Origin of the sequence: Colwellia sp. MB02u-9, assembly GCF_014077085.1 — a bacterium.
In the GTDB taxonomy this organism is placed as follows: Bacteria; Pseudomonadota; Gammaproteobacteria; order Enterobacterales; family Alteromonadaceae; genus Cognaticolwellia.
This window is the reverse complement of sequence record NZ_JACGVF010000070.1, coordinates 182,621-204,238: the sequence shown is the minus strand read 5'-3', so window position 1 is coordinate 204,238 and position 21,618 is coordinate 182,621. Positions and strand designations below refer to the sequence as shown.

23 protein-coding genes are annotated in these 21,618 nt (G+C 39.7%); 5 read left to right on the top strand and 18 right to left on the bottom strand.

Annotated elements, in window-relative coordinates:
- Nucleotides 1-74: 74 nt before the first annotated feature.
- Nucleotides 75-3,869, bottom strand: a complete 3,795-nt coding sequence (locus H4J65_RS04515) for a multicopper oxidase family protein (RefSeq protein ID WP_220465088.1) — start codon at nucleotides 3,867-3,869, stop codon at nucleotides 75-77.
- 534 nt (nucleotides 3,870-4,403) lie between these two features.
- Here H4J65_RS04515 and H4J65_RS18270 point away from each other — a divergent pair.
- Nucleotides 4,404-4,661 carry an EAL domain-containing protein gene (locus tag H4J65_RS18270; protein WP_182196068.1) on the top strand — a complete coding sequence of 86 codons (258 nt, stop codon included), beginning with the start codon at nucleotides 4,404-4,406 and terminating at the stop codon, nucleotides 4,659-4,661.
- A gap of 297 nt (nucleotides 4,662-4,958) precedes the next feature.
- Here H4J65_RS18270 and H4J65_RS04505 read toward each other — a convergent pair whose 3' ends face one another.
- The 13 genes from H4J65_RS04505 to H4J65_RS04445 form a co-directional block, all read right to left on the bottom strand.
- Nucleotides 4,959-6,185 (bottom strand): cyclopropane-fatty-acyl-phospholipid synthase family protein, encoded by a 1,227-nt coding sequence (locus H4J65_RS04505; protein WP_310649917.1) that lies wholly within the window; start codon nucleotides 6,183-6,185, stop codon nucleotides 4,959-4,961.
- Between the two features lie 30 nt (nucleotides 6,186-6,215).
- Nucleotides 6,216-7,052, bottom strand: a complete 837-nt coding sequence (locus H4J65_RS04500) for a DUF1365 domain-containing protein (protein WP_182195989.1) — start codon at nucleotides 7,050-7,052, stop codon at nucleotides 6,216-6,218.
- Nucleotides 7,042-8,325 carry an NAD(P)/FAD-dependent oxidoreductase gene (locus H4J65_RS04495; protein ID WP_182195985.1) on the bottom strand — a complete coding sequence of 428 codons (1,284 nt, stop codon included), beginning with the start codon at nucleotides 8,323-8,325 and terminating at the stop codon, nucleotides 7,042-7,044. The genes H4J65_RS04500 and H4J65_RS04495 overlap by 11 nt, the downstream gene beginning before the upstream one ends.
- The gene (locus H4J65_RS04490; RefSeq protein ID WP_182195982.1) at nucleotides 8,322-9,119 is read right to left on the bottom strand and encodes an SDR family NAD(P)-dependent oxidoreductase; all 798 of its coding nucleotides are present in this window, start codon (nucleotides 9,117-9,119) and stop codon (nucleotides 8,322-8,324) included. The genes H4J65_RS04495 and H4J65_RS04490 overlap by 4 nt, the downstream gene beginning before the upstream one ends.
- Entirely contained in the window at nucleotides 9,116-9,595 is a 480-nt protein-coding gene (locus tag H4J65_RS04485; protein WP_182195978.1) for a nuclear transport factor 2 family protein, read from the bottom strand. Before H4J65_RS04485 ends, H4J65_RS04490 begins: the two co-directional genes overlap by 4 nt.
- Before the next feature lie 169 nt (nucleotides 9,596-9,764).
- A complete protein-coding gene (phrB, locus tag H4J65_RS04480; RefSeq protein ID WP_182195975.1) occupies nucleotides 9,765-11,165 on the bottom strand; it encodes a deoxyribodipyrimidine photo-lyase in 1,401 nt (466 codons plus the stop codon).
- A gap of 187 nt (nucleotides 11,166-11,352) precedes the next feature.
- Nucleotides 11,353-12,312 (bottom strand): DUF523 and DUF1722 domain-containing protein, encoded by a 960-nt coding sequence (locus H4J65_RS04475; protein ID WP_182137360.1) that lies wholly within the window; start codon nucleotides 12,310-12,312, stop codon nucleotides 11,353-11,355.
- 11 nt (nucleotides 12,313-12,323) lie between these two features.
- Nucleotides 12,324-13,013 (bottom strand): ChrR family anti-sigma-E factor, encoded by a 690-nt coding sequence (locus tag H4J65_RS04470; RefSeq protein ID WP_182195971.1) that lies wholly within the window; start codon nucleotides 13,011-13,013, stop codon nucleotides 12,324-12,326.
- Complete coding sequence (locus H4J65_RS04465; protein WP_182186138.1) at nucleotides 13,006-13,632, bottom strand: sigma-70 family RNA polymerase sigma factor; 627 nt, start codon at nucleotides 13,630-13,632, stop codon at nucleotides 13,006-13,008. Before H4J65_RS04465 ends, H4J65_RS04470 begins: the two co-directional genes overlap by 8 nt.
- 75 nt (nucleotides 13,633-13,707) lie before the next feature.
- On the bottom strand, nucleotides 13,708-14,274 hold the full coding sequence (locus tag H4J65_RS04460; protein ID WP_182195968.1) for an LON peptidase substrate-binding domain-containing protein: 567 nt from the start codon (nucleotides 14,272-14,274) through the stop codon (nucleotides 13,708-13,710).
- 286 nt (nucleotides 14,275-14,560) lie between these two features.
- On the bottom strand, nucleotides 14,561-15,112 hold the full coding sequence (locus H4J65_RS04455) for a DUF3833 domain-containing protein (protein ID WP_182137356.1): 552 nt from the start codon (nucleotides 15,110-15,112) through the stop codon (nucleotides 14,561-14,563).
- A complete protein-coding gene (locus H4J65_RS04450) occupies nucleotides 15,109-15,744 on the bottom strand; it encodes a chalcone isomerase family protein (RefSeq protein ID WP_182195951.1) in 636 nt (211 codons plus the stop codon). The genes H4J65_RS04455 and H4J65_RS04450 overlap by 4 nt, the downstream gene beginning before the upstream one ends.
- Nucleotides 15,734-16,246: a DUF2878 domain-containing protein gene (locus tag H4J65_RS04445; protein WP_182137354.1), complete on the bottom strand. Its 513-nt coding sequence runs from the start codon at nucleotides 16,244-16,246 to the stop codon at nucleotides 15,734-15,736. The genes H4J65_RS04450 and H4J65_RS04445 overlap by 11 nt, the downstream gene beginning before the upstream one ends.
- A gap of 161 nt (nucleotides 16,247-16,407) precedes the next feature.
- Between H4J65_RS04445 and H4J65_RS04440 the strand changes: the two genes are divergently transcribed.
- Nucleotides 16,408-16,824 (top strand): DUF3429 domain-containing protein, encoded by a 417-nt coding sequence (locus H4J65_RS04440; RefSeq protein WP_182195946.1) that lies wholly within the window; start codon nucleotides 16,408-16,410, stop codon nucleotides 16,822-16,824.
- A gap of 280 nt (nucleotides 16,825-17,104) precedes the next feature.
- Here the strand turns inward: H4J65_RS04440 and H4J65_RS04435 are convergent, their stop codons facing one another.
- The 4 genes from H4J65_RS04435 to H4J65_RS04420 all read right to left on the bottom strand — a co-directional run bounded on the left by H4J65_RS04435 (nucleotide 17,105) and on the right by H4J65_RS04420 (nucleotide 18,540).
- The gene (locus H4J65_RS04435; RefSeq protein WP_182137351.1) at nucleotides 17,105-17,320 is read right to left on the bottom strand and encodes a TIGR02450 family Trp-rich protein; all 216 of its coding nucleotides are present in this window, start codon (nucleotides 17,318-17,320) and stop codon (nucleotides 17,105-17,107) included.
- Nucleotides 17,317-17,583: a DUF3081 domain-containing protein gene (locus tag H4J65_RS04430; protein ID WP_259363392.1), complete on the bottom strand. Its 267-nt coding sequence runs from the start codon at nucleotides 17,581-17,583 to the stop codon at nucleotides 17,317-17,319. The genes H4J65_RS04435 and H4J65_RS04430 overlap by 4 nt, the downstream gene beginning before the upstream one ends.
- Nucleotides 17,583-17,852, bottom strand: a complete 270-nt coding sequence (locus H4J65_RS04425; RefSeq protein ID WP_182195943.1) for a DUF6482 family protein — start codon at nucleotides 17,850-17,852, stop codon at nucleotides 17,583-17,585. The genes H4J65_RS04430 and H4J65_RS04425 overlap by 1 nt, the downstream gene beginning before the upstream one ends.
- 184 nt (nucleotides 17,853-18,036) lie before the next feature.
- Nucleotides 18,037-18,540 carry a lactoylglutathione lyase family protein gene (locus H4J65_RS04420; RefSeq protein ID WP_182137349.1) on the bottom strand — a complete coding sequence of 168 codons (504 nt, stop codon included), beginning with the start codon at nucleotides 18,538-18,540 and terminating at the stop codon, nucleotides 18,037-18,039.
- Nucleotides 18,541-18,660: 120 nt separating this feature from the next.
- Between H4J65_RS04420 and H4J65_RS04415 the strand changes: the two genes are divergently transcribed.
- From H4J65_RS04415 to H4J65_RS04405, 3 genes are all read left to right on the top strand, one after another.
- A complete protein-coding gene (locus H4J65_RS04415) occupies nucleotides 18,661-19,533 on the top strand; it encodes a LysR family transcriptional regulator (RefSeq protein WP_182195938.1) in 873 nt (290 codons plus the stop codon).
- A gap of 354 nt (nucleotides 19,534-19,887) precedes the next feature.
- The gene (locus H4J65_RS04410) at nucleotides 19,888-20,769 is read left to right on the top strand and encodes a kinase (protein ID WP_182195934.1); all 882 of its coding nucleotides are present in this window, start codon (nucleotides 19,888-19,890) and stop codon (nucleotides 20,767-20,769) included.
- On the top strand, nucleotides 20,766-21,608 hold the full coding sequence (locus H4J65_RS04405; RefSeq protein WP_182195931.1) for an HAD-IIB family hydrolase: 843 nt from the start codon (nucleotides 20,766-20,768) through the stop codon (nucleotides 21,606-21,608). Before H4J65_RS04410 ends, H4J65_RS04405 begins: the two co-directional genes overlap by 4 nt.
- The last annotated feature ends 10 nt before the right edge of the window (nucleotides 21,609-21,618 follow it).

Genomic DNA, 21,618 nt, shown 5'->3' with positions numbered 1-21,618 from the left:
AAACACACAGCCTAAAATAAAAAGCATGGGCTACTAACAGTAACCCATGCTGTACATTTATTGATCTTAGCTTGTTAAGGTTTAGTTGATTTCCTAATTTTGTGCAGTACCGTATCGATAGTAACTGGTGTAGGACAATTAACTATATGAGGCGAGTTTAGATTCTCAAAGTTATAGTCATTGCTACCAATCTTTTTAGGAGAGGCACCTGGCCATTCGTGGATCATCACCTTCCCTTCCTCCCTAAGTGCTTTAAGCTCATCTAAGCCTTTAACAACAAACACTTCATCAGGGCTAGCTACTTTACTGTTCCAATGGGCAAATCCAATATGCCACATTGGGCTATAATTTTTTTCCGGCATGAAGTAGGAAGGCAGACCAATTTGTCCTCCTAATGGGCCACCACCACTGAGTTGCATCGATAAATCGACCCCTGCAGTTGCAGCGTTAACATCGCTCGGCGGGTAACTTGCATTAAGTGGCGTTGGTGGTAACCATTGTATCAAGGGAACACCTGCTTGCGCCATAAACTCATGCTTAGGTACGTAAATCACGCCCATGTTGTTGGCAGGTCCCGCTGGGTACGAGTCAACTACAATGTAGTAAGGTATATAATCTGAATCTTCTGTCCATGACTTGTGCAGTTTCATCCGTACATAAGGTTCAAATGCATCAACATTTATTTCAACCGCATGTCCGGTATCACCACCCCATGTTTCACCGTTATACATACAAGATGTATTTGGTGGATCATCTGGGAAAGTACCTTCAACTTTTGGATCACAGTTAACATCGACTCTTAACTGCTCCCAACTTTCATTGCCCCAATTAATAAAAAATGCATTTACAATCACATCTTTGCCATCCATTGTAACTCGGCGCAGCGGTGAATAGGTATTATCAGCACTTTGGGCTGGAATATTGGCATCATTTTGGTCGACAAAATTAGCATTTATTCGCGTAAGTGGATTAGGTAAATCACCAAAGAAAGTAAAGGTATCCGTCGCTGCATCATAGCTTGCTTCTGACGTTGCGGCTTCTGGTACTCCAACTAAGCCACCCGCCCAGATAATTCCATATTCTTCAGCCAAGTCTTTGTCAGTAATATCATGTAAAACAAAGAATACATCACGTTTGACACCATCAGCATCAATATTAATACCGCGGCGTAAAGGTATTTTGCCAACGGCCCTTTCATCTTCAGTAGGATTCAAGGCATCGCCTATTTCCATGTTTAACAAGTCAACTTCTTCAATTTCCATGCCTTTAAGCCAAATCTCCAACGCCTGATCATCTAGGTCGGGTCCATATTGGCCGATAGTATCGCCGGTGCGAAAAGTTGGCAGCGCATGTGTATCTACATAACTAACACCATCCCACGATGGAATGGGTGATGGCATAACTAAAGTTTGTCCTGGATTTTCAATATCCCAGCGCAATAACATTGCATGATCTTCATGCTGAGTATTATGGCAATGTTCCATAAAGGTACCGGCAAACTCTCGGAAACGTAAAGCGATTTCTACCATATTTCCACTATCGGGCTGTGGTCCTAAACGGTACACGTCTTTACGAGCATATTTTTCCCAAGGTGGTGGCTCTTTACCATCACGACGCAGAATAATTCCCTCTTCAAAATGGATATGAATGGGATGACTCCAGGTACCACTGTTAAGCAAACGCCATACTTCCAAGCCACCTGAATTCTTTTCAGGTGCGGCTGATAAACGCCTTGGATCCATGTTGTAGCCTTTACCACCATCAGTTTCAATAACCCAAGGGTTCTCGTCGGTAGCCTGACGCTCAAATTCAAAAGTACGGTGCAATGCTGTGCCTAATTCGTCTTCCGTAGGACGGCGAAGTGGGATCATTTGTTTTTTTCCTTCGACATAGTCAACAGGATCGAGACTCTTGTCTTGACCTGTATACTTAACTACGCGAAATTCCAAGAAACGACCAACAACAGGATCAGCACTCCAACGATCGGCAATGCCGTCGGCATCGTCATGGATCAACCGCGGGTCATAGTCACCACTTGTGATGTCGCTAAGTGGTATAATAGTGTCGGTACCCTCACCATTTTTATGCTGAAGCATATTAACGAGGTGTAGTTTGTCACCAGCTTTAAACTTACTGAAATCGACGACGATATCATAACGCTCTGCAACACCAAGGGTCGGCATTTCACCATTTTCCATTAATACTGAATGCTCCATAATGTTGCCATCATTAGCAACCATGTGGAATTCAGCAGCAACACCCGCTTCATTGACTAAGGCAAGTTTAAAGTAACGAGAAACAGAGCCGTTTAGTATTCTAAAACGATAACGACGAGCGCGCACTTCCATATACGGTTTGTATAACCAGTTTACGGTCATAACATCGCCGATGAAGCCTCTTTGATTAAAAGGGTTAAACCAAAGTTGCCCCGTTTCATCCCAGGCTTTTTCTGCCAAGAGGATATTGACATCATAGTCACGATTACCCCAATCTAATGCAGAGCCTGAAGGTAGGCGAAGGTTTACACCGTCATCAATTGATTCATTACCACGGTCAAGCGCACTGTAGTAATTCATCATGGCGACGTTGCCTTTATAGACATTTTGCGCGGTAAAGTCGAGCATATGATCGTGAAACCAGTGAGTACTCATAGTTTCACGCCAATCACCAGCCAATTTGGTGATGCCACCTTTTCCATCAGGAGAGCCTGCACGCGGATCTTTGGCATCTACATTAATGCTGTCATGCCCTGCAAGCGTTATTGGCCATCTATAATCGTAAAACTGCCCAGGAAAGAAGAAAGCGTTAGCGAAGCCATCACTTTCAGCAGGGTTATGACCATTGTGCTCATGAGTGGTAAGTGTGTGTAAACCGAATCCCCGATTTGCAGAAACATCAACGGGGAGAGCATTATGGTGACGCATGAGAACTGGCTCACCATAACGAGCTTTTAGTAATTTTGGAGGGAAAGTACCATCAAAGGTCCACAGCGATTCCTGTTCTTGAACGGGGAAGTAAGGATGAAGTCTTACTTGTAAACCCTTTGTTGTGCCTGAAAAACCTTCTTCTCCGGTCGTATTGTGATACAAACCACCAGGGGAAAACTCACCAACACTATAAGTATGTGTTTGCTTATTATCACGTAAACCTTGATTAGTACGGGCACCCGTTTGGGCTGTACTAAAATAGGCTTTGGGAGCAAATTCGTCCCAACGCTGATGCGCCCAGCCTTCGCCAGGAGGGCGTCCTTCGATTGGCGGGGTATCTAAATTACGGCCAAGAAATGACTCTATTAATTCTTGCCATGGATTGCTCTCAACCGTATTTGCCCAACGTGTTGGAGCAGGATAAATATCTTGTTTTAGAAACATATCTAAAGCAGCAGATTCAGGCATACTTGCTGCATCTGCTGGAACCGGTAGAGATAACGCGGTTTCTGGATCAACGTTTGCTTCAGCCAGTGATGAGGTACCAAATTCCTCAAACCTTACAAACTGTTGAGTAAAAGGTTGGGCTCCAAATAATGGACTAGGAGCACCATTAGAGGGTACATCGAAACGTTTATTGTCAGCTTGATCTTCTTCAGCACGAACGTTATTTACAGTGACGTCTGTTTTTCCCTCTGTAGCGCCGCCTTCAAAAGCGTGTTCCATTGCTGGAACAATATCCTTACTCAGCCCATCCATTCTCACTTCTCTCAAGCCAGACTCATCGACTGCGTCTTCAGGTGTTGGTGCGGGTGTTGGTGCGGGTGTTGGTGTGGGCTGTGTGTCATCATCGTTTCCGCAACCTGATAGCACAATAATTAACGAACACAATATGCAATATTGTATCGCAACCTTTACTACATTTCGGAGATTACTACTCATATTATATCTCTCTACTTCAATGCTTATGATTTTAGTTTATGTTATTAACAGCTATTACTCATACCAAAATAAATTCCATTTTAAGTTGTCATTCCGCTCAAGGTACGTCGACCTTACGGTCACTGAGAGCTACCTGTTATTCATTTACATTCCACCACTCTAGACAGTTGTTGCATAACGCAATTGTCTAGCCATAGACAGAGGATTAATAATACAGAAAATATAGTTCAATAAGATTTTGTACTACATAATCAAAATTGAGGATCTTCGCAGATTTAACTGCCGATTATGCGGGGGGTCATTCACTGACAACCTATCTAGTTATATTTCCTAAAACTTTCCACACCATGGCTACGAGTAGTTAAGATACTACAGTTCAATTTCTGAATTGCTAAGTTAGATACTAGGTATCCACAAAGCTAATTAAGTATAAGCATTTTTTTATTTTTTGTCACTCAATAATTGCACGTTAAATATACGTTAAATGCATGTTAAATATGCGCTTTTTACTGATTATTTAAACAAGAATTTTTACTGAACGGTATAAAATGTCGCCTCTCAGTAGCTGATGACAGTTTATTTTTTCACCTAAGCGCCTGTATTAATAAAAATAAAATCATCCCCCGCCTATTAGAATTAGCAGTAACAGAAGATGTTTTAGTTGATGATTATTCAGTGGCCGAGAAGTTATTGAGTCATGTGAGAGCGATTGGCATGAGTGTCTCTGTTGATAGCTTTGCTACTGGCTATAGTTCGCTGTCGTACTTAAAAAATTGCCTTCAGATTATTTAAGTACGACCGTTCATTTATTAAAGGAATTGCTACTGATGATAATCATAATGATAATAGGTGAGATTACTTCAATAGTGCACAACTTAAATTTATGTGTCACGGCAGAAGGCCCAAAAATCCAAGAGCAATTGAGTTTTCTGGTAGAAAATGCATGTAATTCGGTACAAGGTTACATGTTTAGCCAAATGATTAATTTAAATCACTTCAGCAAGCGGTTAAATAAACAAAGGTAATAAAAAGGTGAGTTTATCCCGATAACTAAACTAAAGCTTAGTTATCGGGATAATATTAAGCTGACTATTTTCTCGCGACTAAATGTACTGTACTGGTGGCGCGCTCAAGAAAGGCACCTTCACAGTACGCGAAATAATAAAGCCAAAGTTTTTTAAACTCTTCATCATAGCCAAAAGGTTTGAGCTCAGGCCAAGAGTTTAAAAAGGCTTCACGCCAATGGGCTAGGGTTTTTGCATAATCTAAGCCTATGTCACTAATCGATTCAGTCACTAAATCGGTATATTCAGTCAAGTGCCCGGTAAGTACAGTAATAGAAGGTAAAAAGCCACCAGGGAAAATATAGTGCTGAATAAAGTCAACATTCTGTTTGTAATAATCGAAACGCTGATCGGCAATGGTAATTGACTGTATCAACAATTTACCACCTGGTTTTAATCTGGCATTACACTGCTTAAAAAAGCTGGGTAAATATTCAAAACCAACCGCTTCTATCATTTCGATTGAAACTAACTTGTCATATTCACCGGTTAAGTCGCGATAATCTTCTTTTAACAAGGTTATTTTGTCTGCTAGCCCTAACTGCTCAATGCGCTCTTTGGCGTATGCATGCTGCGCATCAGAAATTGTTGTCGTGGTAACCTTGCAACCATATTGCTGTGCGGCATAAATAGCTAAACCACCCCAACCTGTTCCTATTTCTAATAAATGGTCATCCGCTGTTAGCTCTAAGCGTTGACAAATAGTCGACATTTTATGCAGTTGTGCTTGCGCCAAACTCGCTTGTAGATCTGGATAAATAGCTGATGAATACATCATTTCAGGATCAAGAAAACGTGAATAAAGTTCGTTACCTAAATCATAATGAGCCAAAATATTCTTTTTTGAACCTGACTGACTGTTGCCATTACGACGGTGGAACAAGGTATGTTTAATCTTTGATAGCCAAGGTCTTTGCTTTTCAAGTGCATCAGTTTCTTGCTGGGCACGAGCAAATATACGCACGACTGTGGTTAAATTTGGACTACTCCATTTTCCAGCAATATAAGCTTCTGCTACGCCAATAGAGCCACCTTTAACAAAATCACGGTACGCACTATGGTCATGTATATTCATTCGACCCATTAAGGCGTTACTTGGAACAACCTCGGGAAAAAGAAAATGCTCACCATTGTCGACTAATTCAATTTGGTCAACTTTTAGTTTTGCAAAAACCGACAACACTAAACTACGACAGCGTTTATCTAACCAGTTTGCTGGCTTTTTAATTTTCAGTCCTGACACTTGTTCCACCACTAAACTCCTGCTTTAAGTTTTTTTGGTTTACCTTTTCGGCTTACCTTGTTGATAACCAATAAAGGGTATACGTTTCCAGAAGAGCTTCATGGCTTGCCAATATATGCCCAACACTATTTTTAAGGTCATCACGGGCATATTAAACCAGAGTTGCCATAAAGACGCCCTCGAAAAAGGCGCTTTGGTTAATTTCATGGTTACATCAAATATTTTTTCGCCCGTGCTTACCTCACTGCCATTATCATTAACAGTGTTACGGTGATTCTCTATATGAACTAATAATGTTGAGCTATCGGCCATTGGCGGCTTAATCAGCCATTTATAGCACATATTTAAATCCATAAAAGGCGATACTTGGAAGTTTTTATCCGTTACATGTGGCGCTAAATCTGGGTCATTAATATCACCACTTGCTAGCGGCACTAAATAATAATGCCGTTCATTCCATGGCGTATTACTGACTTCGACCAACACTTGCGTACAAACTTCATCAGCGTTATAACAAAAATAAAAGTTTGCTGGACTAAAATATAGCCCTAAACACCTAACCTGAACTAACATGGTGATGCGACTTATGTCTGCAACACCAGATTCTTCACCACAAGATAAGTCTTCTACCTTGCACTTTATACGTTGCTTGAGGCATTCTGGTTCACCTCTAAGGTAATCATTTTCTTTAAAGCGTAAAAAATTAAACCAAGAAAAGCCAAAAATACCTTTTGGACTTTGCTTAGCTTGCATCTCATCAACATCTAACGCCAACATATATAACTGGTAACTAAAGCTGTGCGACTTTGGCGTAAATCGTCGATGAGTGATCTGGCCACAATAAATATGACTATGCGCTGAAGGCTCAACCATCATCTTGATTCAATGATTTTTTTTGCAAATGACAACCAAATCGCTGCGCAACATCTACCGCACTCCTAACCCCGTCTTCATGAAAGCCGCTATACCAATAGGCACCAGCAAAATGAGTGTTTTGCTTACCACATATTGCTGAGCGTTGCTCTTGTGCATTAATAGAACTGGTTGAGAACACCGGATGATGATAAGTAAATTCGCGTAAAATTTTACTTGGATCAATATCTTCACGCTGATTTAAGGTGACGCAAAACGTGTGTTTGGCGTTCAAGCCCTGCAAAATATTCATATTGTAAGTAACACTAGCGGGTTTAGTTCTGTTAGCACTCAATTGATAGTTCCAACTCGCCCAAGCTTTTTTTCTTTTTGGTAATAAATTAATATCGGTATGTAACACCACTGAGTTAGCGCTATAGGGTATAGCAGCTAGTATTTTTTGCTCTTGCTCACTAGCATCAGCCAGTAACGCCAAAGCTTGATCTGAATGACAGGCTAAAACCACTTCATCGAAGGTTTGACTTTCACCATTGGCAAAATGTAACTGCACTGCGTTGTTTTCCCGAGTCACCGCGGTAATATCGGCATTAAGGTGAATATTATCCGCAAAGGGCTTACAAAGCGGCGCTAAGTAACTTCTTGAACCTTTGGGCACTACATACCACTGTGGACGATCAGCGATATTCAATAAACCATGATTATGAAAAAACTTAACAAAAAAATGAAATTGCAAAACTTGCATCTGCGCCAAAGAGCTAGACCAAATAGCCGCCCCCATAGGTAATACATAATGCTCAGCGAAATAGTCACTGAATTTATTTGCTTGTAAAAACTCACCTAAGGTTAGGCTGTCCTGATAGTTTTTCGCTTGGTAACTTTGCTTACACAGCTTATTAAATCGGAGAATTTCTTTAACCAACCACCAAAACTTAGGGTTGAATATATTACGGCGTTGAGCAAACAAGGTATCGAGATTATGGCCATTGTATTCCATGCCTGTCGCTGAGTTATGCACTGAGAAACTCATTTCTGTTTCTTGCTTTCCAACACCAATTTCGTCCAGTAACGCTAAATAATTCGGGTAGGTTTTATTATTAAAGACAATAAACCCAGTATCAATGGCATAAGACTGACCTTCCAACTCAACATCAACTGTCGCAGTATGTCCGCCAATATGAGCAGACTTTTCAAAAACACTGACTTGATGCTTTTTCGATAATAAATAAGCTGTGGTTAAACCCGAGACACCGGCACCTATAATGGCGATACGTTTCATTTTTTGTCATTCCTTAACTCTTTCTCTTGCTTTAAGGCTTTTTCATTGCTTAAAGCTTTCTCATTTTTTAAAGCAATACTTTGCCAAATAAAATCTGGCAGCAGTGCGAATAATTTCATGGTCAAGGTTAACCTTTTAGGGAAATGCAGGTAGCTTTTCCGGGCACGCACGCCTTGGTAAATACGACTGGCCGCTTGCTCACTGGTCAATAAAAACGGCATAGCAAAGTCATTTTTATCGGTTAATGGCGTTTTAATAAATCCAGGATGAACTAAGGTAACTGCTATATTTTCTGCTTTTAAATCCAGCCGTAAGCTTTTGGCTAAATAATCAATTCCAGCTTTAGAAGCGCCATAAGCCTCTGCCCGTGGAAAGGGCAATAACGTTGCACTAGAACTGACAAATACGACTTGCCCACCCGCGTTAACTTTTGGCAAAAAGTACTCGAGCAAATAGCCCAGAGATTGCAGGTTTGTCGCTATAACGCTAGCAAACAATTCACCATCAAAGGCTTTAGCATTATCAATATAGCGACAATCTCCCGCATTAAGCATTAAAATATCAATGCGCTCTATAGCGCTAATTTTATTGGCTGCGGCACGGATCTGCTCTTTATCAGTGATATCAAAAGCAATAGGAACAACATTGGCATTATCAGTGGCTAATTGTTTAAGCTTTTCTTGATTACGGCCACAAGCAATAACTTGATAGTCATGGGCTAAATAGTGCTGTAACAATGACTCGCCTATGCCAGAAGTAGCGCCTGTGATCAAAATGGTAGGTTTTATATTCATGCGTTTGCAGCCCTATTTTTAAGCGAGCGAATAACCCGACCCAACAAGGGTAATTGCTCGTAAAGCATAGCACCTAAATCCAGGTAATCTCGATGATAAACAACCTTATCGCCAACGCCTTTAAGATGTGAACTACCTTGCACGGTGACAATGTTACCTGAATTTAAGCGCGGGTGTTGGTAACTCATTTGCCAGTAAATAGCCGCCTCTGAGTCGTGCGCTATGACATCTTCGATTGTAAACTCACAATAACTCAGCTTTTGATAAAGTTGCTTAAAGTATTTTTCTAACTGCTTAAAGCCGGTTAGTTGGTGCATCGGGTCAATAAATACAATGTCTTGGTGGTAAACGTCAGCTAGCAACTGCAAATTATCAGTTGAGAGCTTTTGGTAGGTATCAATAAATTTAGCTAACCACACTGCATCTTGGGGTTGAGCACTAAATTTAGCCGCTTGCGTAACATTTTTATTTGACATAAATACTCTTTATTTTATCGTCACATTAGTCCCTTATGCGAAAAATAATAGCTATTGGATTACTTAGGCTAAATTAATGCCTCAGCTTTATTTCAGCATAAGTAATCAGGCTAAAATTTCAACAACACATTTGTATTGCTCAAGACTGAACATTAATACCTAATGACGATCACACCCTATAAAACTCAAGAGCAGCTAACCTAGCTTGCTTGTGATCTACTATGGCTGGCCAATAAGATGATAACTTTTCTTTAGCCATGTATTGGTGTGGAAAATGGATCTCTTTATCAGGTAATTTCGCCAGCTCTGGCATATATTTACGAATAAAGGTGCCTTTTGGATCAAACCTTTCGCTTTGTCTAATCGGGTTAAATACACGAAAATAAGGCTGTGCATCACAACCGGTACTTGCCGCCCATTGCCAACCACCGTTATTAGATGCAAGATCACCATCAATAAGCTGCTGCATAAAGTATTTTTCTCCCCAGCGCCAATCAATAAGTAAATGCTTAGTCAAAAAGCTCGCTACCACCATACGCAGTCGATTATGCATCCAGCCTGTTTGATTAAGTTGCCTCATGGCAGCATCAACCAAAGGGTAGCCGGTTTTTCCTTGACACCATGCCTGGAATAACTCCGGGTCATTAGGCCAAATCATAGTGCGGTATTTAGGATTAAAGCATTGATGTTTTGATAAACTCTGTTGATGAAAAACTAAATTTCGATAAAACTCTCGCCATATTAGCTCATTTAGCCAAGTAAATTCCTCACTGTCTGACGCGACTAAAATATCAGGAAAACGTTGGATAAATAACAGCAGTAAATAGCGTGGACTAATAGCACCTATCGCTAAATAAGGTGATAAGCCCGAGGTTGCTTTAATGGCAGGAAAATCACGTTTTTGTCCGTAACCTGCCACTTTATATCGGTAAAAGTCAGGAATAACTTCTTGTTCAACTTGTTCAGCCAAAGGCCATGCCGCCGATTCATTAGAACAGTGTAAAGGCGTGTTTAATGTCAGCGCTGCTTGGCTGTTTGGCGTGGTTGAATCTTTAGGGCTAGGCTTACCAAGGTAAGGAAAACTATGCTGTTTTACATAAGTTAACCAAGCACGTTTAAACGGGGTAAACACCTTATACATTTCACCACTTTTATTTAGCACTTTACCTTTTTCAACGATAACATCACTTTCAAACATGCGTAGTGGAATACCTTGCTCAAGACAAGACTTATCACGTTGGTTTTCATTAACTTCTAACTCTTTATTAGCCACCACTTCGCTAACATTATGTTGCTGGCAATAATTTTTTAAAAATGAAACTTGCTCAGAAAAATCATCACAATGAACAACCTGCAAACTAACATTTAAAGCTAACAACTGCTCGGCGAGTGCATTGACATGACGTTTTATAAAATCAATTTTTATTGTTGACCAATCATGAGCTAACCACTGTTTTTCACTGACAAAAAATATCGCCTGAGCTGGGTCAGCACCCTTATGTTGTTCAAGAAAATAATCTAAGGCGGGATTATCGTGAATTCTTATATCGTTGCGAAACCAAAGTAACAAGGACGTTCCTTAATAATTAACTATGTTATACCAATCTCACTCATTATCTGATCATTTTTACTGGTTAAAATAACCCACTACGGCGTTATTTATTTAATAATTAGCACAACTAGTTATTAAATAAATGCCTTATATTTGGCCATTTTTCCTGCGTATAAAGTAAACCACCTAATTAATGAAACGGGTATTAATAACCGTATCTGAGTTTTAACGACTCAGGATAAGGATTCAAATATGACTGTTGAGCTAAATAAGAATTAGGGTGCGCTAATAAATAATGCTTAATCAAGGTCAGTGGCACAACTAATGGCATTAAGCCTGAACGGTAAGCATCAATTTGTTCGGATAACTCTTTGCGTTGCATTCTGTCCAAGTGTGTAGAAAAATAGCCTTGAATGTGCGATAGCGTATTAGCATGGTTTTTACGGGTTGCTTTTAGCGTTAATGCGGCCATTAAGCCAGAGATATATTGCTCAGCCATTTGCTCCAGGGCCATATCAGCACTGGCTAACAAACGCCCTAATTGCTTGCTCGCAACAAAGTCATGACTCATCAAGGTATATTTATATTGGGCATGAAAACTGGTCAATTTATGCTTAGTGATGCCAGATTCAACCAATGCTAACCAATGGCGATAAGCGAATACCCGTGCAACAAAGTTTTCTCTGATAATGGGATCATTCAAGCGACCATTTTCTTCGCAAGGTAGCAGCGGATTGGCTTTCATGATCTCTCGTGAAAAAACCCCAACACCTTGGACTTGTAGCTGATTGCCGGTAGGTGAATACACTTTAACGCGTTCCATGCCGCAAGTTGGACTTTTAGCACAAAACACATAACCACTGAGGTTTTTAGACAGGGAGGCTATTTTTTTACCGTAAGCTTTTATGGCGCTCGTTACATCGCCCGAGCCATCTGGACGCGACACTTTTATCATTTGATCATCTTTAATCAAACGTATAGTGGGCCTAGGTACGGGTAGGCCAACCGCCACTTCAGGGCAATAGGCTTTAAAAGTAACATGCTGACCAAGTTCTTTTATGCAAAAATTTGACGGTTTGTTACTGGCATCAAACCTAACTTTTTCACCTATTAAACATGCACTAATGCCAATAATAACATCTGCTTTTTCGAATTCTTTATACATAGCCAGCTCAATTAGTAAATGAAAGCACCAATAGGGTTCAGTAACTTATTTATACCTTGGGTAAAGTGCAGTGCATCATTAGCCACGGTATAACAAAGACAACCATCTTCAGTAGCTGGCTGATGCTGGTCGCGTTTATCAAGCATAATAAAATCGCCTGCCACATATTGACCTTTTGCATCAGCAAAGGTACCGGCTAATAATAGTGTGAGCTCAAAACCTTTATGGGTGTGTTCAGGTATCGAACCACCAGGCCCTATATGCAATAAATTAGTATGAATTTCACCTTCGCCTAAATTTAACCGTGCGCGTGATAATTTACCTATTTGTGCAGTTTTACCTAACTCAATATTGCGCAGGGCACTGGGTAAAGTGTACTGCATACCTTTAAAGTCAATTGAACGTTCATCATAGAAGGCTTTTGTTGGTGCAACGTCATCAGAAGCGGTAATCTGATTAATCATATCATCAAAGTCCATTTCGGCGATTTCCGTTAAGTTTTCCTCATCATTAACCATAAGTTTATGATGAAAACTCTGCTCAAAACTGGCCTCTGCAACTTGTTCTGTTAGTTGGCTTACTTTCTGTTGGCAAGAAGCACACATGTCAGTATGTATCGCTATACCGGCAGCAAGTGAAGCGGGTAAGTCACCATCCACAAAACCTTGTAACAACTCAAATTTAGGGTGGTGTTTAATCATTGTGGTCTCCTAGTTTTAACTTAAGTTTGCCAAGTGCAAGCCGAAGTCGTGATTTTATTGTGCCAAGTGGTAAATCAAGATGAACAGCAAGCTGCTCTTGTGACATTTCCATAAAATAGAAACCTTTCACTACCTGTTGTTGGTTTTCAGGCAGCGTGGCAATTATGCCTTGTAAATTTCGACTTTGAATATGGTCAGTAAACACCTCTTCTTCAGTGTTTGCCAATTCAGCAAGCGGCCATATGTCGTCACTGAGGTTGTCTTCTTTATTGGCTTTCATTTTACGTAATAGATCAAAGGTAACGTTACGCATGATAGTATAAACCCAAGTAGTAGCAGCCCCTTTACTGTCATCAAATAAGTGCGCCTTGCGCCAGACATTGCTCATAGTGTCTTGAACAACTTCTGCAGCGAGTGCTTCACTATTGATTTTACTTTGCGCAATACGCTGTATTTTGGGTGCAAAAAACCTGAACACTTGAGTAAATGCTTGTTTGTCTCTATCAATAGCGATTGATTTCAGCCATTGACAGAGTTCTGGATGATTGATTTTATTAGTCATGTTATTAGATGTAGCATTTGCCTTATGACTTGGCAACACTGAATGCACTGACAGCATAATTCTTACCCATTTTTTGACATATATTCTTCTATACGCAACAAAAATAGATCTAGATCACATTATTTTAGCTTTCTACTCAGATAAAATAATACGTTGTAACAGTTCTTTCGCTTGGCTATACGAATCTTTGTCGACAAACAAACTTTTTTCAGCAAGTTTAACCGGTATCAATTCTAACCAGCGCGCTACCACCCAATCGCCTTGATCAAAATGTTGCTTTGGATATAAGGCATTTAACTCAGCATTGTCGATAAACACTTTACTTAATGACTTAGCCAGTTTATCGGTGGTTTTATCTAGACTGATATCAGGCCAATGGATTTTAGCGGTGACATCGCCGTGATGCAGTTTATCGGTGTCTTGGGTAATCGCCTTGATATCGACTAAGCATTTACAGCGTACGTCAATCAATAATACCCCGTCTTCACCTTGGTCAAAGTTAATAATTTCGACCCAGCTGCCGACTGACATAGGTTCAGCTTTTTCATCTCTGTCATGCGAAAAAATAACAAAGCCTTGGTTTTTCATTGCTAGTGAGACCATTTTTAAATAACGCGCTTCAAAAATACGCAGTCGAGTTACCCCTCGAGGTAACAAAAATATTGGCAATGGGAAAATAGGCAAATTAATAGTTGGCATAGTTTACAATAACTAATCTTAATGGATTGATATTAGTTATACGTGTTGAAAGCAAAAGACGATCAAAGCAATGAGCAAAAAAAAGCCCCATCAAGAGTCAGATGAGGCAAAGAGTCAAACAGGGAATACAACGAGCAATAATCTTTAACAATATTGAAGAATTATACGTGGTAAAAACAAAAAACGATCACAGCAATCAGCAAAAAAAAAGCCCTAACAAGGGCAAAGGGTCAGACAGTAATTTGTTCAGATAGTCAATGCCAGCTAGAACGATGAATTCAAGGCCTTATTGACAGCTTTTTACCGGCAATTCTTTATCAAAAAATAAAGTAATTTCAGCCACAGTAACACCAAATTTCTTCATTTTTGTGCGGTTAAATACTCGGTACTCATCAATTCGATACATCCAATCGTCAAGTGACAATTGCACTTCTTCACCGTCTATTGGTACCAATAACTCATATTGCCATTGAAAGGCAAAACCCATTTGTTGACCGACAGCTTTGCCAACAACATCTCCAGCACTACCCAAGTATTTACCTTCCTTTAACTTTGTTAGCTGCCAGTTACGAAAAGTGACTTCACCATCAGCGAAGTAAAATACTTCTTTTAACACACCTTCGTCACCTTGCCATTGGCCATCAAGCTCAACACAAAAACGCCGAGTCACTTTACTGCTGTAATCTTGTACCATGCCCCAGGCTATCGACTTGCCAGAAAAATATTGCTGTATATCGAGTTGAGGAGCAGTAGCCTGATAATCTTCTAATTTTGTTGTACAGCTTGAAAGTACAAAGACTAAGCAAAAAAGTGCCGCCAATTTCGCATGTTTACTCATATATTATTCCCCAATAGCTGTTGTCGTAGTTTAGGCTCGCTGGTGTTTTCATCTAACCAAATACGAAGAAATGTTTTGGCAAAAGTTAAACTTTCAATTTCACCTATTTTTTGCCTATTCAAATAGAATACGCTTGTACCTTTTTGGCTTAACATCGACAAGCGATCTCCAGCATTAATATCTCGCCATATTTTTTCCAATAAAGGCAAAAAATCTAGATATTCATTTTCATTAAGCGATAAATGTTGCCATTGCGATACGGTGTTCTCTATTAATTCTTTTTTACTGATGTCGCGTAAGTAATGTATTTCAAACAAGGCATGCTGACATAGGTTACTAAAGGGTCGTTGGCCATCGGTAGTGAATAACGAGCTTTCATAAATATCCCAAAACAAAACTGAGAACTTGGCTTTACCCAACAAGGTAAAGTGCTGCTCGGTAGTCAACTTTGTTAAGTCGTTAGCGATAATAGACACTTGTTCAGAAGCTTGACACTTCATCAAACCTTCATCACTGACGACTGCCACTTCACTAGGGGTAACACTTTCAATCGGGTTATTCGCTAGCGCATTGAAAGAAAATAGCCCAATTAATAGTGTAAGCGTAGACATAAGATTGACATTAACCAACATAACTTTTTTCCTTTACCAGTAACCAACCACTTAGCGCAAACATAAATACCATGAACGGCCCCCACAAACAGGCCAGTAATAAATAACTAGACCCTACTGATAGCCCTAAATCAACCACGGCTAATTTTGCTCCGGCCAGATAACTTAGTGGTGCTGATATGGCGCCAACAACAAACTGCAGTAACTTAGAATTGGCTAGAAAAGCTAAACTATGGCGTATGGTACTAGCGAAAACAATCCACAAAGTAATAAGCCAAAAAGGAATACCCTCGGTACCTGGAAAAATAAAAACACCTGAATAAACTAAAGCAAGGTCTAAGCAAATACCAAGCGCTGCCACTGAGCAGATTAATAATATTTCGTTTGTAGTGCTCTTAAAATACCAAAGCTGTGCGCCAAACAAAATGGCTGCAATCGGAACAAATAAATCGCCAATAAAAACCAAGCCAAACCAAGCGACATTGAACGCGACTAAATTCCATAGTGGAGATTTAATTTTCATCACTTTATTCACCATAACTTTATTCTCATAACGTGCCTTTATGCAAACTTAGTCAATTGTACGTAATAAACTGTAAACAAGATTAGTCTGCTCAGATTTTTTATGATCTATATGATAAAAAATTTCGTATGCTGAACAATAAATATTGAAAAGAGCTTACTATGCAAATGCAACAAATCTTAGGTTATTTAGGATTAGCTCCCTTCGTCCTCGCACTGGTATTTGAAAAGTTCAGTCCTGCATTATTAAATATCGCCGCCGAGCAGGTATTTATATTTTACAGCGCCATCATCTTAAGCTTTATTGCTGGCACACTGTGGCGCAAGCACAATGATAAATTAAGTATTAAATTACAGCTCTGCAGTAACATATTCAGTTTACTTGCTTTTTTTGCCCTGCTATTGCCCAACTATCTAGCACTGGTAATATTGGCGGTGATTTACCCAGCGATTTTATGCTGTGAATACTACTTTGATACTGCTAAAAATGAACACAAGTCTTATTTACGCATGCGGCTGAAACTGACTACGCTAGTGGCAATAATGCATATCATCGCGCTTCTCTTGTGGTGTACTTAGCCGAGTCAGATATATAAATTCAGTTATAGGGCTCAGATGCATAGGATCAGAAATGAAAATAAAACTTAATGCCGCTATAAAATACTAAAGCTAGCAATAGACTTGAGTTTAAATGGTGAAGGCGACGTACTGTCGTTGATTAGCTATGTTTGTAGTGTAATCACTCGCTTAATCAGATGAGTAACTCATCTGGTTAATTTAATATTTTTTTTGGTTTTAAACTCTGACTTAATATAGGCAAAAGCAAAAATAAAGCTTCAACTCATCTGTCTGCCAAGACTTACTGCCAGCCAAAGCGCCAGAGCGTAGGCTGTTTTAAATCTCGCCAGTTTATTGAGTATTCATTATGATTAATAACCGCGGTGATAAGACACTCAATAACATTTTTCTGCTCATCAAATTCTACCTCAGTGATAACAAAATGCTTTTCTCGGTTTTCAACACTCACCTTGGTCCACTTACTATGCAGCAATACTTTTGGATTTACTCTGTTCATGCTTTTGCAAGCAATAGTTTATTTACCTTAGATAAGAACACATCTAAAGTTTCTTGCTGCTCGAAATCAAAAGTATAACGACCATGAAACAACAAGGTTAAGGTTAAGTCTTTATAGCCTAAAAAACAGGTATAACCATCGAAGTCATGCCAAGCGGTTATACCTTGATACTCATAGTTACCCTCAGTTTTGCTACCTTGGGTGGTGACTAAATTAAACACCTGTAATAAATCACTTAAGGCGACAGTATTATTTTTCATCATTAGCACAAGATCCTCTGACGGTAACGGCTTTTCTTTGATTGGCCACACATTTCATCAAAAGCACTGTCTATCTCAAGCAGTGCAGAAAATATATTGTTGCCTCTTAAATACGCTTTTGCTTCGACGATAGAATTAACAACTTCTACCGAGTCTTCTCCTAATCCAACAAAGTTATCACTTGAGTCGATAACCCCTACTAAATAATGGGTAGCACCTGCAACAGCGATAATAATGGGCTCTGAAGAAGGTACTGAACTTGATTGTATCATAAACCTCCATTGGTCTATTTCTCGTATTAATCGTATACCTTTATTAACAAGATATACGAGTTAAATAGACATAAAGTTCAATATGATTGACCTTATATAACCGTTCCACTTCAAAATGCCCCTTTCTCGGCTTGCCAACAGGGAGCTAAACTAGAAGTGAAAGGCTATACACTAGAAATACTGATTATTGATAAGCGCCTTGAGCATAGGTTAATTCATAACTATGGCTATAAATTTCAAGGATATTACCAAAAGGGTCTTCCATATAAATCATACGGTAAGGTTTTTCACCTGGGTAATAGTAACGTGGCTCTGCCATACGTTTTTTACCACCGGCAGCGACTATTTTCTCAACTAACTCTTCAAGATTTGGATCTTGCACGCAAAAGTGAAAGATACCCGTTTTCCAATATTCAAAGTTATTTTCTGGATTTTGCTGATTTTTAAATTCAAATAACTCCACGCCAATACGATCGCCAGTCGACATATGGGCAATTTTGAATTTATCCCAATTAGCACCAAAAACATCAGTGCACATTACGCCAATGGCGCTGTCGTCTTCAATGACTTCTGTCGGCGCCATAATTAAATACCAACCTAAAACCTCAGTATAAAACTTAACCGCTTTTTCTACGCTCGGTACTGAAATACCAATATGTGAAAATGTTCTTGGATATGCTTTGCTCATGTTAATAACCTCTTTTAATAACTTTTTTTAATAACTTTTTTTAATGTCATGGACAAAGTATAGACAATGTTATAAATTATAAAAAATTATCATTAGTTATCAATTTAAGTACGTTTTGTTATGATAAATCTTGTTTGGTTAAAAACTTTTTGCACACTGGTTGATGTTGGCCACTTCACTAAAACTGCTGACCAGCTTTTTATGACCCAGTCTGGGGTTAGTCAACAAGTAAAAAAGCTAGAACAGCAGCTAAACACCTTGTTACTGATGCGCGAAGGCAAGTCTTTTTCGCTTACCGACGCCGGCATAAAATTGCATCAACAAGGACAAAGCTTATTGCAAAGTTCAGCAGAGTTAGAAAAAGCAATCCAACAAGATGATCCTTACATAGGTACAGTAAAAATTGCCTCGCCGGGCAGTATTGGCTTAAAGCTCTATCCTTATATGCTCGATATTCAACAACAGCATAGGCAATTAGCCATCGACTACAAATTTGCGCCGAATAAAAATATTGAGCAAGACTTAACTGAGCGTAAAATCGATATTGGCTTGGTCACTGAGCTAAGTAAGGCGGCCACTATTATTAGCCAAAAAGTTGCGGTTGAGCCACTAGTGCTAGTCACCGCAAATACGGTAAGTACCATCACTTGGCAAACACTAACCACATTAGGCTTTATCGACCATCCTGACGGTGAGCACCATGCACAAGCGCTGCTCAGTAAAAACTATGCTCAATTTGAACACATTAGCCAATTTGAGCACCAAGGGTTTTCCAATCAAATTAACTTAATTCTTGAACCGGTTAGCCGCGGACTTGGTTTTACCGTTTTACCCTTATATGCTGTAAAAGCCTTTAGTAAACCAGAAAAAATAAGGGTGCATTTATTAGCACATTCGGTGAATGAAACCCTGTATTTATGTCAGAACCGACACTCACTTGAAAACAACCGCAGCAAATATATCAAAAGCGCCATTATTGACTTTATCGCTTAGTTATCTTAGTTATTGAAACAAAGCCGCTATCAGTGATGCAGTACTAACTAATGAAATGCTAACTAATGAAATGCTAACTGATAAAATTAGGCCAGTGAACCGGGTCATATTTAAAACCGCGCTTAACGAATATACTCGCTAGCCGCAATGGTTAAGCACAGTAGCTAATTGCACCAAAATAAAGCAAATTGTTCATTTACTGCCCTTTACGCCGTGTTGTCATTTTTTAACATTCCGCACCAAAAATAAAATAATCATTATTTTACAATAGATTACAGCCTAAACTGAGTGACTAAATTAATGGCATAAGAGTTGTAAGTATAATTATATTACTATTTAGCTAAAGTAAAAATTATGCTCTCAAATTTTATTAAACACCACAAACTGCCAGAAAATTTTAAACTAACAGCACAAGAGCACTACCAACCGCTCGCCGAGCAAATATTCAGTCAGTTTACGAAAAATAATGGCGCTTATTTTGTTGGTATTAATGGCTGTCAAGGCAGCGGTAAATCAACTCTGACTGATTTTATTGCTGAATATTTGGCCACCACCTATCAATTAACCATTGTAGTGATGTCGTTAGATGACTTCTATTTCACCGGTGAAAAACGCCAGCAGCTTGCTGATGACATTCACCCGTTATTAGCAACTCGTGGTGTGCCTGGCACGCACGACATGACAATGCTAGCAAGTACCTTAACAAAGTTAAAAGCCCAGCAAACAGGCTTTGCTATCCCAAGGTTTAATAAAGCCACTGACGAACCATATCCTGAAGAACAGTGGCCGATAGTTAACAAGCCGGCAGACATTATTTTATTAGAAGGCTGGTGTTGGGGCGTAAAGCCACAAACTGACGAGCAATTAAAAGCCCCGGTTAATGAACTTGAACTCAAGCATGACAGCAAGGGTGAATGGCGCCATTATGTTAATCAACAACTTAAAAATAACTATCAACCTTTATATAAAACAATGAATTTCTGGTTAGCACTGCAAGCACCGTCATTCGACTGTGTTTACCAATGGCGCTTAGAGCAAGAGCAAAAATTGCAAGACAAGAATATGGGTTTACCGAATTCAAAAATAATGAAATCTGCTGGTATCTTAAATTTCACACAATATTTTCAACGATTGAGTGTGCAAGCATGCCTGAGCATTTCACAGTCTGCTGATGCTATTTTTTACTTAGATTATGCGAGAAACATTTCAAAAACGCCCTTTATGGAAGATCTATGAGTGCGACAAAAACCATTATTTTCAGTGACCTCGACGGCACGCTGCTTGACCATTATAGCTATCAGTCAACGCCGGCACGTAAAACACTGCAACAGTTAAGCAAAGCCAAGATTCCGGTGATCTTAAATAGCAGTAAAACACTGGCTGAATTAGACATTATTCGCGCTGAACTTAAGCTTGATACGCCCTTTATTATCGAAAATGGCGCTGCCGTTTACATCCCTATTAATACCTTCATTACCCAACCGGCAGAGACTGAACTCATCGGTAACTATTGGGTAAAATCATTCTGTTTACCAAGACAATATTGGCTAAAGTTACTGAACGAGCACAGTGAAAAATTTCAGCCATATTTCCACGGTTTTTCAACCCTGTCAGCCGCCGCCGTGGGCAAAATAACGGGCTTAGATTTAGCGCAAGCTGGGCGGGCAAAACAGCGACACTATAGTGAGCCGGTGCAATGGATAGGTGATAACAGCACAAAAAAAGCCTTTATCGAACATTTAGTGGCATTAGGCGCCAGCGTTGTCCAAGGAGGACGCTTTATTCACGTCGGTGGTTACTGTGATAAAGGCCAAGCGCTTATTTGGTTAACCCAACAATATCGCGAATATTTTAGCCGCCACACGGTTTACACCATTGCCCTAGGCGACGGTGAAAATGACACGCCCATGTTAGAAGCCGCAGATATTGCCGTGCAAATACGCTCACCGGTGCACGATTTTCCGTCGCTGTATCGACAATACAAAACCAGTCAAAGCCAATTATATGGCCCCGAAGGCTGGGCCGAAGCGATTCAACAACTCTTAGCAAAACAACTAGGTTCACAAGCAACTTAATCTGAGGTAA